The following is a 13,951-nucleotide window of genomic DNA, read 5'->3' on the forward strand; positions in this document are numbered from 1 at the left end:
ATGTACGAATTAGACGAGTCAAAATATTTGTATTTGTTTGCGGTACTGCCGGTTTTATTACTGCTGTTCCTGTTTAACCTATACTGGAAAAGAAAAAAACAGCGTGAGTTTGGTGATGATGAACTCGTAAAAAAACTTACGCCCGAAAAATCGGTTTTTAAACCTGTTTTTAAGTTTGTAATATTGCTGTTGGCTTTATCGGGTGTTATTATTGCACTGGTAAACCCTAAAATAGGCACTAAGACCGAAACGGTAAAACGTGAAGGTATTGATATTGTTTTTGCGATAGACGTTTCTAAAAGTATGCTTGCCGAAGACGTAGCTCCTAACAGGCTGGAAAAGGCAAAGCAGATTGTATCGCAAATCATTAATCAGCTGGGAACGGACAGGATTGGTATTATAGGTTATGCGGGTAGTGCTTATCCGGTGTTGCCTATAACGTCTGATTACAGCGTGGCAAAAATGTTCCTTCAGAACATGAATACCGATATGGTATCTTCTCAGGGTACAGCATTAAGCGATGCTATACAGTTGGCAACTACGTATTATGATGATCCGCAAACCAGTAAACTGCTTATTTTGGTAAGCGACGGTGAAGATCATGGTGAAGGCTCTATGGAAGCCGCAGAAAATGCTAAAGAAAAAGGCATTAAGATAATAACCATAGGTGTAGGTACAGAAAAAGGAAGTACTATTCCCATTAAGCGAAACGGTATAACCGAAAGCTATAAACGTGACAGGGAGGGTGAGGTAGTAATTACCAAAATGTATCCGGATGCACTTAAAACTATTGCCGATCAAACAAAAGGCGGTTATGTGTACGGAGGGAACACAAGGGAAGTATCAGAATACGTGAAAAAGGCATTGGATAATATTGAGAAAACTGAGTTTGAAGCTAAAGAAATAGCAACTTACGATTCGCAATACCAGTGGTTTTTAGGGGCAGCCTTTTTGCTGCTGTTTCTGGATGTTTTCCTTTTAGACAGGAAAACGGCATGGATAAGGAAGTTGAACCTTTTTAATGAAAAAGAATAAATGAAAGGATTAGTAACATACAGCCTGCTTTTATTTTCGTTAGTCGCTTTTTCTCAGCAAAAAGGGGACAAGGAAAACAAAGACAACAAAAAAGATGTATATCTTTCAAAAGGTAACAGTCAATTTGCTGATAAGGAATATGTAGATGCTGAGGCCAACTACAGGATATCTCAGTCTGATTCACCTACCAAATCGGCGGGGGCTTATAATCTTGGTAATGCCATATACAGGCAGGGTAAAGTTGAGGAGTCGATGTATGCCTACCTTACGGCTATAGAAAAGGCCGAAAGTAAAAAAGACAAACACAGGGCTTATCATAATCTGGGTAATGCCCTTATGAAGGTTAAAGACTATCAGACGGCTGTTGAGGCATACAGGAATGCATTAAGAAATGATCCTTATGATGAGGAGACCCGTTATAACTTTGCCTTAGCAAAAGAGATGCTTAAAAAGAATCCGCCACCGCCGCAACAAAACCAGGATCAGAATAAAGACCAGCAGGATAAGCAGGATAATAAAGATAATCAGAATCAGGGCAATAATAACAAGGACGAGAATAAAGGTAACAATCAGGGAGATAAGGATAATAAAGATAACAAGCAGAATAAACCTGACGATAAGAAAGGTAACGGACAAGATAAGGAAAAAGGAGACGAACAGAAAGATAAGGGAGGCCAACAGGACAAGGATAAATCTGATAAGGATGGCCAGAATAAGCCTGGAGGAGGAAATGAGGGAGACCGTGACCAGGAACCTGCGGAAGGCAGCCCTTCTAAACAGCGAATGGAAAACCTGCTTGATGCCATGAACAACGAAGAAAAGAAAGTTCAGGATAAGGTAAATGCCAAAAAAGCAAAAGGCATGCCGCCGCAAAGACAGGAAAAAGACTGGTAAACCCGGTTTAAAACGGATACTTATTTGAAAAATGTTATATTATTCAGAGTAAGGAATTGACAACGATGAAAAGATACATCTTACTGATATTTTTATTTTTAATACAGGGTATATATGCCCAGGACGTTGAGTTTAAAGCCGAACCCAGCAAGACCAGGCTGGGCGTAAATGAACGCCTTAGGGTTAGCTTTACCATGAATAAGGATGGCGATAACTTCGTGCCTCCTTCCTTTGACGGCTTCAGGGCGCAGGGACCTATGCAAAACATAAGGAACTCATGGGTAAACGGTAAGCATACCTATAGCAAAAGTTACGATTATATACTTACACCTACCTCTAAGGGTGATTTTACCATAGGGCAGGCAAGTATTGAAATAGACGATAAAATATACAAAACGCTACCGGTAAAAATATCGGTGGGTGATGCGGTTAAAATTCAGGACCCTTATGAAGCGGCAAGACAAAGTGCTACTGAGGGTGTGCATCTTGTGGCTGAGGTTAGTAAGACCAATCCCTATGTAAATGAGCCTGTAAGTGTGGTTTACAAACTGTATGTAAGCCAAAGCAGCGATGTAACAAACTTCTTTGTAAAGGAAAATCCGAGCTTTAATGATTTCTGGAGCCAAACCGACAGGTTCGATCCCCAACATCTTACCATAGAAAAAGGTATGTATAACGGTGAAATGTACCGTTATGTAGTGTTGCAAAAAACAGTATTATATCCGCAAAAGAGCGGACAATTGGAATTAGAGCCTCTGTTGGTTAATGCTACATTACAGGTGCCTACCGGACGCAATCGTTTTGGTATGGTAAATTATGTGTCTGAAGATAAATTATTGTCTTCGGGTATAAGAACCATAAACGTTAAACCATTACCTGAGGCAGGAAAACCGGATGATTTTACAGGGGCTGTAGGTAGTTTTGATTTTAGAGTAACACCTTCTAAAACAAGCCTTGAAACAGGAGAATCGTTACAGCTTGATGTAACCGTTAGCGGTAAGGGTAACCTAAAACTGTTCACGCTGCCTAAACCGGTTGTACCATCTGCATTGGAAATGTATGACCCGGAGCACAAAGAGAATGTGAATGTGCCTATAAGCGGGATGACAGGTAAGATATCTGACATTTATACCATAGTGCCTCAAAACAGGGGTAAATATCCTATTAACCAGCTTTCATTCTCTTATTTTGATCCGGCTACAGGGAAATATAAAACAATAACTTCTAAAGATTTAATGATAGAGGTTACGGGAGATGCTGTTGCAGCAACTACACCTGCTGCTGCAGGAACTCAAAAGCAAACAGTGGAATCTAAAGAGCAGTTCCGTTTTGTAGATCTGGAAACAAAACTTCTGCCTAGGGAAAGGGATCATTTCTTTGGCTCAACGCTGTTTTATGGCCTGTTAGCGGCGCCATTCCTTATAATACCACTAATTGTATTAGGTAAGAGGAAAAAAGAGGCTTACGACAGCGATGTTGTGGGTAATAAGATACGACAGAATAACAGACTGGCTAAAAAATACCTGTCGGCTGCTAAAAAACAGCTTGGCAATAAAGAGGAGTTCTATGTGGCACTTGAAAAAGCCCTGCATAATTTCCTTAAGGCTAAACTGAATATCGAAACTTCTGAAATGAGTAAACAAAACATTCAGGAGCTGTTACTGAACAGGAAAGCGAATCCGGAAACGGTAGCTGATTTCATCAGGATAATGGACAGTTGTGAATTTGCACGTTATGCACCGTCATCGGGAGCGGCAATGCAGCAGGATTATGAGAGCGCGGTATCGGTAATAACAGCATTAGAAAAACAAGTGTAATGTTAAGGACTTTACGAATGAAAAAATTAGCATATATAGTATTGTTTTTTACGCAGCTTATGGCTGCGCAGTCGGCTTTTGATAAAGGTAACGAGCAGTACAGGGAAGGGAAGTATGAAGAGGCAGCTCAAAGTTATGAAAGCATACTCGAAGGGGGCGAGGAATCGGCAGAGGTGTATTTTAACCTTGGTAATGCCTATTACAAGCTCAACCAAACGGCTCCCGCCATCTATAATTATGAAAAGGCCCTGCTTTTAAAACCTAACGATAAGGATATAAAAGTTAACCTTGGTTTTGCCCAAAAAATGGTGATAGACGATATTCAGGCAACTCCAAAGGTTGGTTTTTCAAAACTGTTTTATGGTTTGGTAGGTATCTGTCATTATGACACCTGGGCATGGATAGCAGTAGGCTTTGCTTTTGGCGTACTATTGTTTTTTATAGGTTACTATTTTGCAGGTTCAACACTTTTAAAGAGAATGTTTTTTGCAGGTATATTACTGTCTTTGGTGGTAATAGTTATCAGTGTTATTTCGGCAACTTTTGTAAGGACAGAAACTTCTAAAATGAGACCAGCCATTGTGTTTAGTGAGGTAGCATCTGTAAAAAGTGAGCCTTTAAACAATGCGCCCGATGCCTTTATTCTGCACGAAGGCACAAAGGTAAACGTGGTTGAGGTATTGGATAACTGGAAAAAAGTAACTCTTGCCGACGAAAGTACCGGCTGGATAAAAGATAGTGATATTAAAGAGCTGAAGGATTAAGCACTTTGCTCGTTACTGAAAACTTCGGGCTTTTCCTCGGGCATTTCCTGATCCTTAAATTCCTGAAACCATTCTTCAAGAACGGGGAAAATAGTATTGGACACTTCCAGGATGGGGTAAAAGAAAATGGATTCTTCCAAAGTTTCCTCTTCCGCAAAAATGTGGGAGCTGTTCATCTTAAGGAAAAAATTAAGCGATACGCTTACTATCAATACCATTTTAAGGAAGCCGAATACTCCGCCCAATATACGGTTTAGAAGCCCAAGGCTTGCGAAGTCGGCCAGTTTGGTAAAAAACTTTGCCAGTAGTATTATGCCTACCACTACGGCAACAAAGGTGATTAAAAACGCGGTTATGGATATATAGCGAGGTTCCCAGGAAACATGACCGCTTATAATATCGGCTATAAAGCCTGAAAACTTAAGGGCAATAAAAATACCCGCAATTAGTGAAACCAATGATGCCAGTTCCACAAAAAAGCCTCTCCATAGCCCTTTTATAAGTCCGTACAGCAGCAGGCCGCCTAATATGATATCAATAACACTCATTAAAAACAAAGTTAACAGACTTTAGTTATAATCCAAATAGCGAGTATACACATAATTAATCGGCAAGTAGTTATCTTTGCCATCTAAAACAGAAAAATGTCCAGAGACGAACAATTAAAATCACGCTGGGAACAGCTTGTAAATATACTATCAGACCGTTTTGCCGATGGCGAAACACTTGACCTTGATGCAATTATCTATCTTATAGGTGTGCAGGAACTGGGTAAGTTTAACCGTAAGTTTAAAAAAGATGAAAAGGTGAACCTTATGCATATTGCCATTTGCAGGCTTTTGGAGCCTTATGGCTATTATGAATTTGACTTTTTTGATGAAGACGGCTGGCCGCACTATACCGTTAAGGAAGAGTTGCCGCCATTAAAGGCAGGAGAGCAGTCGGTTTTAATGAAGGGAGCGATTGTAGAGTACTTTTTGGAAAAGGGACTTATTTCTTAAAGTTTAATGGTATTACATTTTTAAAATACCTAAATTTGCACACTTTTACTGAATAACGATGATAGAGAAGATTAAAAGTTATATTGCTGAGGCCGAAGCTTTCCAGACACAAAATAAGGAAGAGCTTGAGGCATTCAGGATTAAGTTCCTGAGTAAAAAAGGTATTGTTAACGACTTTATGGCTGAATTTAAGAATGTTCCAAACGAACAGAAAAAAGAATTCGGACAGGTAATCAATGCTTTTAAAACAGCAGTACAAAACAAGGTGACCGAAATTCAGGATGCACTGGAAAGCAAAGAGGATGCTAAAGGCGTTTATGGTGACCTTACACGTCCGGGTGAACTTTTCCAGGTAGGATCACGCCACCCGATATCCATAGTAAAGAACCAGATAATAGATATATTCTCTAACATTGGCTTTAATGTTTCTGAAGGTCCGGAAATTGAAGACGACTGGCACAACTTTACGGCCCTTAACCTACCGGAATACCATCCGGCAAGGGACATGCAGGATACCTTCTTTATCCAGACAAACCCTGATGTGCTTTTAAGAACACATACATCATCGGTACAGGTGCGTTATATGGAAAACAACAAACCACCTATCCGTACCATTTCTCCGGGAAGGGTATTCAGGAATGAGGCAGTTTCTGCACGTTCACACTGTATTTTCCATCAGGTAGAAGGTTTATACATTGATAAAGATGTTTCGTTTGCCGATTTAAAGCAAACGCTTTTATACTTTACAAAAGAGATGTTCGGTAAATCAAAAATACGTCTTCGCCCGTCTTATTTCCCGTTCACGGAGCCAAGTGCGGAAATTGATATTTACTGGGGATTAAAAACGGAAACCGATTACAGGATTACTAAAGGTACCGGATGGCTTGAAATAGGCGGTTGCGGTATGGTAGATCCTAATGTACTTACCAACTGTGGTATAGATCCTGTTAAGTACAATGGTTTTGCTTTTGGTATGGGTGTGGAAAGAATTGCCATGCTGTTATATCAAATTGGTGATATACGTATGTTCTATGAGAACGACGTACGTTTCTTAGAACAGTTCAAATCGAATATATAATTAAAAAAGGCAGCTTTAAGCTGCCTTTTTTTTTAGTCTATCTTTTTTATAATATAATCACTCTGGTCACCCTGTTCCGGATTGCCAAACTTATCCAGCATTTTAAGGCTGTGTTCCTGAACCTTAAGTTTTTTGTGGTCGCCGTTGGCATCTAGGGTAATAACGTTTCCGGAATCATCCCAGGTAAAGGTTCCTGTATATTTATTGGCAGTTTCCTCTTTTTCAAGATACTTTAGAGAAAGTGCATAAGTATTGTTATCATTAAGCTGAATATCAAACAATAGGCCCGGACAATCGCCACAAGGCAGGGTGTCGCTGTATACTCCCGGCCAGTCAAGAGCGTTCCTGCTTGTATCTCCTATAGGGGTGTCAGTTGTAACTTGTTCAATATCAGTTGAATCTGTAGCCATTTGGTCATCCGATGATTTTTCTCCATTTTTGCATGCGGTAAACGCCAGTAATGCCAAAATCGCTATAGCTGAAATTTTTTTCATGGTGTTTTTGGTTTTTTGTAATGTTTAATAATTGATTTTAGAGAATTTAAAGGTAAGAAAATGAAAAAAGATATTAAGATACCGGTAGTGGAAAATGTGTATATGGCAGTAATGCAGGAGTGGAACGACGATTTCATGGAAAAAACCTGGTATGCTTATTTGATTAACGATAGTGATGATAAACTGGAAACGGTTATTGTGGTTTCTAATGCTACAGGGGTTATAGATGGCGAAGAGCGTAAAACATCTATGATGCGCCATGCATTTATGGAAGTGCCGGCAAACTCTGCCGTAAAGGTTGAGCTGCTGGAAGAAACCGTATTACAGCTTCATAACAGCTTTATGGTTACGTTCTTTAAGAACAATATGCTGTTTGATAAGAACTATGTGTTTATTGCGGGAACCATTAATGAAGAAGATACGGTTGAGCTGCCTGTAATAGCTAAAGACGGTATATTGGTTAAATAATCTGTAACTAAGTTATTGATATAAGCAGCGCCTATTAAGGCGCTGTTTTTTTGTTTTTAAACGGTAATTTTTTCATCTTTAGCAAAACATTTTAGCTAAAATGAAAAAATCATCATTACTGTTATCGCTGCTTTTTACGATAGCTGCATTTTCTCAGTCTCATGACTATGTAAAATATGTAAATCCGTTTATTGGTATAGGGGGGCACGGACATACCTTTCCGGGAGCTACAGTGCCTTTTGGTATGGTACAGCTTAGTCCGGATACGCGTATTGACGGTAGTTGGGACGGTTGTGGCGGTTACCATTATTCCGATAGTGTAATTTATGGCTTTTCGCACACGCATCTTAACGGTACAGGTGTTTCCGATTTTGGCGACATTATGTTAATGCCTACCATGGGCGAGCCTAAACTTGAGGCTAAAGACTACTCATCAACATTTTCTCATGATAATGAAACAGCTTCGGCAGGTTACTATGCCGTAAAACTGCATGATGACAATATACAGGTACGGTTAACAGCTTCGACAAGGGTAGGACTGCATGAATATACTTTCCCTAAAAAGGGCCAGGCTAATATCATATTGGATCTTAACCATCGTGATAAGCTTATTATGGGCGAGGTAAGATTAATTGACAGCAAAACCATTGAAGTGCTTAGGGAAAGCTCGGCATGGGCACGCGACCAGTATGTTTATGCCCGAATAGAGTTTAGCGCACCTGTAAAGGTAACGGCAGTTAATAATAATGCTTTTGCTCCGGCAAAAGTGACGGACAAGTTTTTTGCGGGTTCACTATTGGCAATAAGTTTTAGTAAAGAAGTGAAAAAAGGGGAGAAGCTTTTGGTCAAGGTAGCCTTATCGCCAACGGGTTATGAGGGTGCTGCCAAAAACATGAAACAGGAAATGCCCGGTTTTGATTTTAAGAAAACAAGAAAAGAAGCTGAAAAACTTTGGAATAAGGAACTTTCTAAAATTGAAGTGACATCTGATAATAAAGAGAAATTAAATATTTTCTATACGGCCTTATATCATACCATGATGCAGCCTAATATTGCTATGGATGTGGATGGTATGTACCGTGGGCGGGATAATGAAATTCATAAAGCGCAGGGGTTTGATTATTATACGGTATTTTCTTTGTGGGATACCTTTAGGGCGGCACATCCGCTGTATACTCTGATTGATAAGAAACGCACAGCTGATTTTATCAATACGTTCTTAACCGAGTACGAGCAGGGTGGTAGGTTACCTGTATGGGAACTCGCGAGTAATGAGACCGATTGTATGATTGGGTATCATTCGGTTTCGGTTATGGCAGATGCTATGGCAAAAGGCATTAAAGGTTTTGATTACGAAAAAGCTTTTGAGGCTGCCAAACATAGTGCGATGCTTGATCATTTAGGATTAGAAGCCTATAAGAGAAATGGATTTATAAGCATAGATGATGAGCATGAAAGCGTTTCTAAAACGGTTGAATATGCTTATGATGACTGGTGTATTGCACAAATGGCAATGATGCTGGGTAAGACCGATGAGTATAATTACTTTATGGAGCGCTCGCAATATTGGAAGAATATTTTTGACCCACAAACAGGTCATATGCGTCCTAAAAAGAATGGTGGTTGGGATAAACCTTTTGACGCCCGTGAGATAAACAACAATTTTACTGAAGGCAACAGCTGGCAGTATACCTTTTTTGTGCCTCAGGATATAGAAGGCCTTATCGATGCTTTTGGAGGTAAAGAAAAGTTTGAAGCCAAGCTTGACGAAATGTTTAGCCTGCCAAGTAAGACCACCGGGCGTGACCAGGCAGATGTTACAGGGCTTATAGGTCAGTATGCTCACGGTAACGAACCTAGCCATCATATGGCTTACCTGTACAATTATGTAGGTAAACCGGAGAAGACAAAAGAAAAAGTACATTACATACTGGAAGAGTTTTATAAGAACTCGCCAGACGGACTTATTGGTAACGAAGATTGCGGTCAGATGAGTGCCTGGTATGTATTGAGCAGCATCGGCCTCTATGATGTTACCCCAGGAGATAATTACTGGCAGAAAACTGAGCCATATTTCCAGGAAGCCAAAGTGCATTTGGAAAATCGTACACCTGCTGTTATAAGAAAATCAAATTATAATGAGGATTTAAAAGTATTTGACCCAATAGTAGGTACTCAGACAAAAGCTTATGATAAAGTTGTCCCTGTTCCGGTTATTGAGGCTGAAGGGAAATCTTTTAAGGATTCTACTAAGGTTTCTTTACATGCCCCTTTTGGCGGAAAACTTTATTATAATTTTGAAAGAGAGTCGGCAATTAAAGAGTATAAAGAGCCATTAACGATAAAAAAATGGCACATGTTAACAGCTTATGCCGAAAATGAAAAGGGGAAAAGAAGTAAAAGTGTATCTGCTGAATTCGTTAAAAAAACAAATGATTATACCATCGATATTAAATCGAAGTATAACAGGTTATATCATGCCGGAGGAGCAGAAGGTCTTATAGACGGGATAAAAGGAACTACCAATTGGCGTAAAGGTGACTGGCAGGGCTACCAAAACCAAGATTTTGAAGCGGTAGTCGATTTACAAAAAGAAATGCCTGTAAATGCTATTGAGGCAAGTTTCCTGCAGGATAGCCGTTCGTGGATATTAATGCCTGTAAAAGTGGAATACTATGTGTCTAATGATAACAGGGACTTTACCTTAGTAAAAACCATTGAAACAAAAACAGATGCAAGGCAGGATAATGTGATTGAGAATTACACAGCACATCTTAATAATGTTTCTGCCAGATATGTAAAAGTAAAAGCTTATAATTTCGGGACATTGCCACAATGGCATCAGGGAGCCGGAGGGCAGGCCTTTATATTTATTGATGAAATAACGGTTAACTAATAAAATTAATAAGATGATTAATCGTCATCTTCATCTTCATTATCTTCTTCAAAATCATCGTCGTCATCCTTTTCTTCACGTTCGCCGGGAAACATAAAGGATATTATAACGGAAACAGCCAATATACCGCCCACTACCATAAGCGATACCGGAGACGATATATGGTAAAACGGACTTATAAGCATTTTTATACCTATGAAGGAAAGTATAACGGCAAGGCCATAGTGCAGCTTGCTGAACATATACATAAAGTTGGCTAGTAAAAAATACAGAGCCCTTAATCCTAATATGGCAAAAATGTTAGAAGTATAAAGGATAAAAGGATCATCGGGAGCGATGGCAAAAATCGCAGGTATGGAATCTACTGCAAAAAGAAGGTCGGTAAACTCTATAACGGTAACCACTACTAATAGGGGAGTTGCTATACGAACACCTTCCCTGATTACAAAAAAGCGATCTCCCTCAAAGTTTTCGGTGACTTTAAAGAAACGGTAAACCAGTTTTGCACCCGGACTTTTGGAAAAATCTTTGTTTTCATCCTCATCTTCGTGAGCACTCCACGATTTAATACCCGCAAAAAGCAAAAAGAAGCCAAATAAGGTCAAAACTACGTTGATGCTTACCATTTGTCCAAAAACTTCCATTTCGGGCAAATATGTCATGTTTATAAGCTCTACGCCTGTGAATATAAATATGGCACGGAAAACTAATGCACCTATAATGCCCCAAAACAATACTTTGTGATGCAGGTGCTTGGGAACATTAAAGAACCCGAATACCATTATAAACACAAATAGGTTATCTACCGAGAGGGCTTTTTCAATCCAGTAAGCACTTTGGAACTGGGCAAACTGCTGGAAGCCCATAAGGTAATAAATTACCCCGCTAAAGGCCATTGCCAGTGATATCCATACAACCGACCACGCTAACGCTTCCTTATTGCTTATCACATGGCTTTTTTTGTTAAACACACCAAGGTCTAACAACAGCATAATAACGACAAGAATAGTGAACCCGGTTAAAATACCCGGATGGTTAATCAGGTGGTCATGATTCATGGCTACTTAATTTTAATCGAGTTTATCGGTAAGCTTTTTAAATACCTGTTTTGCATCTTTACCCTCATATAAAATGCTGTATACTGCATCTATAATAGGGGTTTTTGCTTTGTATTCTTCATTAAGGTTATAAGCACTCTTTGTGGCATAATACCCTTCGGCAACCATGCTCATTTCCATCATGGCCGATTTTACGGTATAGCCTTTACCTATCATGTTACCAAACATTCTGTTTCTCGAGAAAACCGAATATCCTGTAACCAGAAGGTCGCCCAGGTAAGCCGAATTGTTTATGTTACGTTTCATTCGGTGAACCTTGCGTATAAATTTTTTCATCTCCCTTATGGCATTACTCATCAAAAGGGCCTGGAAATTATCTCCATATCCTAAACCGTGGGCAATACCCGCGGCTATGGCATAAATGTTTTTAAGCATGGCAGCATATTCTGTCCCAACAATATCATCAGATATTTTGGTTTTGATATAATAGCTGTCCAGCCTTTTTGCCATTATTTTGGCTTTCTTTTGGTCACCGCAGGCAATGGTTAGGTAAGATAGCCTTTCAAGGGCAACCTCCTCTGCGTGGCAGGGACCGGTTATAACACCTATGTTCTCGTATGGAATGTCGTATTTCTCGTGAAAATGTTCGCCTACAATAAGGCTTGTTTCCGGTACGATACCTTTAATAGCCGAAAAGATAACTTTCCCTTCCAGACTTTCGGTAAGTTTTTCAAGCTCTCCGCTTAAAAATGCCGAAGGAATGGCAAAAATTATGTAATCTGCATAGGCTACCGCCTCATTAATATCGTTGGTAAGCTTCAGTTTAGCATTATCAAACTCAACAGAGCTTAAATAATTAGGATTGTGCTTCTGCAGCTTTATATGCTCGATGGCATAGGTGCTCCTCATATACCAGGCTATCTCGGTTACATTTACACAAAGCATCTTTGCGATTGCCGTAGCCCAGCTTCCACCACCTATTACAGCGAACTTGGGAGTATCGTTCATTTTAATTGTTTGTTTTACAAAGCCCAAATGTACTTAAAAAATACAGCATGTGCCAATGGGTTTTACTGTTAGCATATTATATAAAGGTCATATTTTTAAATATTAACATATTATTATGCCAATTTGATACAATTTAAAATCTTTAGGGGCGTTATTCTATAGAATTTTGTTCTAGACGAAGTTTACAACAAGGTTAGTTAAATTTTTTGTTTTTGGTGTTTTAAAAGGCATTCGGGTCAAGCCGGAATGCCTTTTATTTTTTTAATAGCTCATTTCTACAATCGCCTTAACTTTTTCCGGTGTAACGTTTTGGCGTTCGCCCAACCCCTTCCAGCCACGTTCCTCAAAACGTTTTACTATAAAGTCGGCTGTTTTTTCATAATCCGGTGTATAGTTAGATATCTTGGTTTCCATACCCATAGTGTGGAAAAACTGTACTGTTTTTTCTATTGCCTGTGTAGCAGCCTCTTCTATATCGGTTGTGGTAATGCCCCAAACCCTTCGGCCATACTGAGCCAGTTTGTCTTTTTTGGTGTCAAACATTACCCTGTAAAGGTTAGGCCCTATTATTGCCAGTGTGCGGGCATGGTCTATTTCATACAAAGCAGTAAGCTCATGACCTATCATGTGTGTGGCCCAGTCGGTAGGTACACCTTTTTGGATCAACCCGTTAAGAGCCATCGTACAGCACCACATAAAATTGGATGCCAGTTTATAATTGGTAGGATTTTCTGCCACATCCGGACCTATTTCTATAAGGGTTTGAAGTATGCTTTCGGCAATACGATCCTGTAACAATGCATCGTGCGGATAAGTTAAATACTGTTCCATAACGTGAGTGTAAGCATCTATTACTCCGTTTTGCAATTGTCTTTTAGGTAGCGATGCGATAACTGTTGGGTCGCAAATGGAAAATTGCGGAAATACAGCCGGCCCGCCAAAAGAAAGTTTTTCCTGTGTTTTTTCTATGGTTACAACGGCTCCTGAATTCATCTCGCTTCCTGTTGCCGGAAGGGTTAATACAGTACCAAAAGGCACGGCATTATCTTCAATTCGTATTCTTTTTACCAGAATGTCTACAGGGTTACCTTCAAAATTAACGGCAGCTGATATGAATTTCACTCCGTCTATTACCGATCCTCCGCCTACTGCAAGTATAAAGTCCAGCTTTTTCTCTCGGATAAGCTCAACGGCTTTCATTAAGGTTTCATAACGCGGATTGGGTTCTATACCCCCAAACTCGGTAATTTCATAGCCTTTAAGGGCTTCAGTTACCTGAGAATGAATACCATTTTTAAAAATGCTGCCTCCGCCATAGGCTAAAAGTACTTTTGCATTTTGCGGGATAAGTTTGGATAATTTAGCGATTTGTCCCTTGCCAAACACCAGGTCGACAGGGTTATAAAGTTCGAAATTTAACATGATTAGAAAGTATTTT

The 13,951-nt window shown here is 39.6% G+C and carries 13 protein-coding genes; 8 read left to right on the forward strand and 5 right to left on the reverse strand.

Annotated elements, in window-relative coordinates:
• The 4 genes from FUA48_RS04485 (at position 1) to FUA48_RS04500 (ending at position 4,510) form a co-directional block, all read left to right on the forward strand.
• Positions 1 to 1,035, forward strand: a complete 1,035-nt coding sequence (locus tag FUA48_RS04485; RefSeq protein ID WP_147582432.1) for a VWA domain-containing protein — start codon at positions 1 to 3, stop codon at positions 1,033 to 1,035.
• The gene (locus FUA48_RS04490; RefSeq protein ID WP_147582433.1) at positions 1,036 to 1,929 is read left to right on the forward strand and encodes a tetratricopeptide repeat protein; all 894 of its coding nucleotides are present in this window, start codon (positions 1,036 to 1,038) and stop codon (positions 1,927 to 1,929) included. It abuts the gene before it with no gap.
• Positions 1,930 to 1,994: 65 nt separating this feature from the next.
• Positions 1,995 to 3,746 (forward strand): BatD family protein, encoded by a 1,752-nt coding sequence (locus FUA48_RS04495; protein ID WP_147582434.1) that lies wholly within the window; start codon positions 1,995 to 1,997, stop codon positions 3,744 to 3,746.
• A gap of 17 nt (positions 3,747 to 3,763) precedes the next feature.
• Positions 3,764 to 4,510 carry a tetratricopeptide repeat protein gene (locus FUA48_RS04500; RefSeq protein ID WP_147582435.1) on the forward strand — a complete coding sequence of 249 codons (747 nt, stop codon included), beginning with the start codon at positions 3,764 to 3,766 and terminating at the stop codon, positions 4,508 to 4,510.
• Here the strand turns inward: FUA48_RS04500 and FUA48_RS04505 are convergent.
• Positions 4,507 to 5,058: a CvpA family protein gene (locus tag FUA48_RS04505; RefSeq protein WP_147582436.1), complete on the reverse strand. Its 552-nt coding sequence runs from the start codon at positions 5,056 to 5,058 to the stop codon at positions 4,507 to 4,509. The two genes, FUA48_RS04500 and FUA48_RS04505, sit on opposite strands and share 4 nt — an antisense overlap.
• Before the next feature lie 96 nt (positions 5,059 to 5,154).
• Here FUA48_RS04505 and FUA48_RS04510 point away from each other — a divergent pair, with 96 nt between their 5' ends.
• Together FUA48_RS04510 and pheS are read left to right on the forward strand one after the other, a co-directional pair.
• Positions 5,155 to 5,511 carry a hypothetical protein gene (locus FUA48_RS04510; RefSeq protein WP_147582437.1) on the forward strand — a complete coding sequence of 119 codons (357 nt, stop codon included), beginning with the start codon at positions 5,155 to 5,157 and terminating at the stop codon, positions 5,509 to 5,511.
• A 58-nt stretch (positions 5,512 to 5,569) separates the two neighbouring features.
• Positions 5,570 to 6,589 (forward strand): phenylalanine--tRNA ligase subunit alpha, encoded by a 1,020-nt coding sequence (gene pheS / locus FUA48_RS04515; protein ID WP_147582438.1) that lies wholly within the window; start codon positions 5,570 to 5,572, stop codon positions 6,587 to 6,589.
• A 32-nt stretch (positions 6,590 to 6,621) separates the two neighbouring features.
• Here pheS and FUA48_RS04520 read toward each other — a convergent pair whose 3' ends face one another.
• On the reverse strand, positions 6,622 to 7,083 hold the full coding sequence (locus FUA48_RS04520; RefSeq protein WP_147582439.1) for a copper resistance protein NlpE: 462 nt from the start codon (positions 7,081 to 7,083) through the stop codon (positions 6,622 to 6,624).
• A 60-nt stretch (positions 7,084 to 7,143) separates the two neighbouring features.
• Between FUA48_RS04520 and FUA48_RS04525 the strand changes: the two genes are divergently transcribed.
• On the forward strand, positions 7,144 to 7,551 hold the full coding sequence (locus tag FUA48_RS04525; protein WP_147582440.1) for a hypothetical protein: 408 nt from the start codon (positions 7,144 to 7,146) through the stop codon (positions 7,549 to 7,551).
• A gap of 100 nt (positions 7,552 to 7,651) precedes the next feature.
• Positions 7,652 to 10,447: a GH92 family glycosyl hydrolase gene (locus FUA48_RS04530; protein WP_147582441.1), complete on the forward strand. Its 2,796-nt coding sequence runs from the start codon at positions 7,652 to 7,654 to the stop codon at positions 10,445 to 10,447.
• 17 nt (positions 10,448 to 10,464) lie between these two features.
• Here the strand turns inward: FUA48_RS04530 and FUA48_RS04535 are convergent, their stop codons facing one another.
• The 3 genes from FUA48_RS04535 to FUA48_RS04545 all read right to left on the reverse strand — a co-directional run bounded on the left by FUA48_RS04535 (position 10,465) and on the right by FUA48_RS04545 (position 13,935).
• Entirely contained in the window at positions 10,465 to 11,505 is a 1,041-nt protein-coding gene (locus FUA48_RS04535) for a TerC/Alx family metal homeostasis membrane protein (RefSeq protein WP_147582442.1), read from the reverse strand.
• A 12-nt stretch (positions 11,506 to 11,517) separates the two neighbouring features.
• Positions 11,518 to 12,513, reverse strand: coding sequence for an NAD(P)H-dependent glycerol-3-phosphate dehydrogenase (locus FUA48_RS04540; RefSeq protein ID WP_147582443.1), 996 nt, complete (start codon positions 12,511 to 12,513; stop codon positions 11,518 to 11,520).
• 261 nt (positions 12,514 to 12,774) lie between these two features.
• Complete coding sequence (locus tag FUA48_RS04545; protein WP_147582444.1) at positions 12,775 to 13,935, reverse strand: iron-containing alcohol dehydrogenase; 1,161 nt, start codon at positions 13,933 to 13,935, stop codon at positions 12,775 to 12,777.
• Between the last annotated feature and the right edge of the window lie 16 nt (positions 13,936 to 13,951).

This window comes from Flavobacterium alkalisoli, from assembly GCF_008000935.1.
In the GTDB taxonomy this organism is placed as follows: domain Bacteria; phylum Bacteroidota; class Bacteroidia; order Flavobacteriales; family Flavobacteriaceae; genus Flavobacterium; species Flavobacterium alkalisoli.

Bases quoted from the DNA above. Each gene is read 5' to 3' on its own strand.
- FUA48_RS04545 (WP_147582444.1), bottom strand. From the start codon at position 13,935: ATGTTAAATTTCGAACTTTATAACCCTGTCGACCTGGTGTTTGGCAAG.
- FUA48_RS04530 (WP_147582441.1), top strand. From the start codon at position 7,652: ATGAAAAAATCATCATTACTGTTATCGCTGCTTTTTACGATAGCTGCA.
- FUA48_RS04540 (WP_147582443.1), bottom strand. From the start codon at position 12,513: ATGAACGATACTCCCAAGTTCGCTGTAATAGGTGGTGGAAGCTGGGCT.
- FUA48_RS04500 (WP_147582435.1), top strand. From the start codon at position 3,764: ATGAAAAAATTAGCATATATAGTATTGTTTTTTACGCAGCTTATGGCT.
- FUA48_RS04535 (WP_147582442.1), bottom strand. From the start codon at position 11,505: ATGAATCATGACCACCTGATTAACCATCCGGGTATTTTAACCGGGTTC.
- FUA48_RS04485 (WP_147582432.1), top strand. From the start codon at position 1: ATGTACGAATTAGACGAGTCAAAATATTTGTATTTGTTTGCGGTACTG.
- FUA48_RS04505 (WP_147582436.1), bottom strand. From the start codon at position 5,058: ATGAGTGTTATTGATATCATATTAGGCGGCCTGCTGCTGTACGGACTT.
- FUA48_RS04495 (WP_147582434.1), top strand. From the start codon at position 1,995: ATGAAAAGATACATCTTACTGATATTTTTATTTTTAATACAGGGTATA.
- FUA48_RS04490 (WP_147582433.1), top strand. From the start codon at position 1,036: ATGAAAGGATTAGTAACATACAGCCTGCTTTTATTTTCGTTAGTCGCT.
- FUA48_RS04510 (WP_147582437.1), top strand. From the start codon at position 5,155: ATGTCCAGAGACGAACAATTAAAATCACGCTGGGAACAGCTTGTAAAT.
- FUA48_RS04520 (WP_147582439.1), bottom strand. From the start codon at position 7,083: ATGAAAAAAATTTCAGCTATAGCGATTTTGGCATTACTGGCGTTTACC.
- pheS (WP_147582438.1), top strand. From the start codon at position 5,570: ATGATAGAGAAGATTAAAAGTTATATTGCTGAGGCCGAAGCTTTCCAG.
- FUA48_RS04525 (WP_147582440.1), top strand. From the start codon at position 7,144: ATGAAAAAAGATATTAAGATACCGGTAGTGGAAAATGTGTATATGGCA.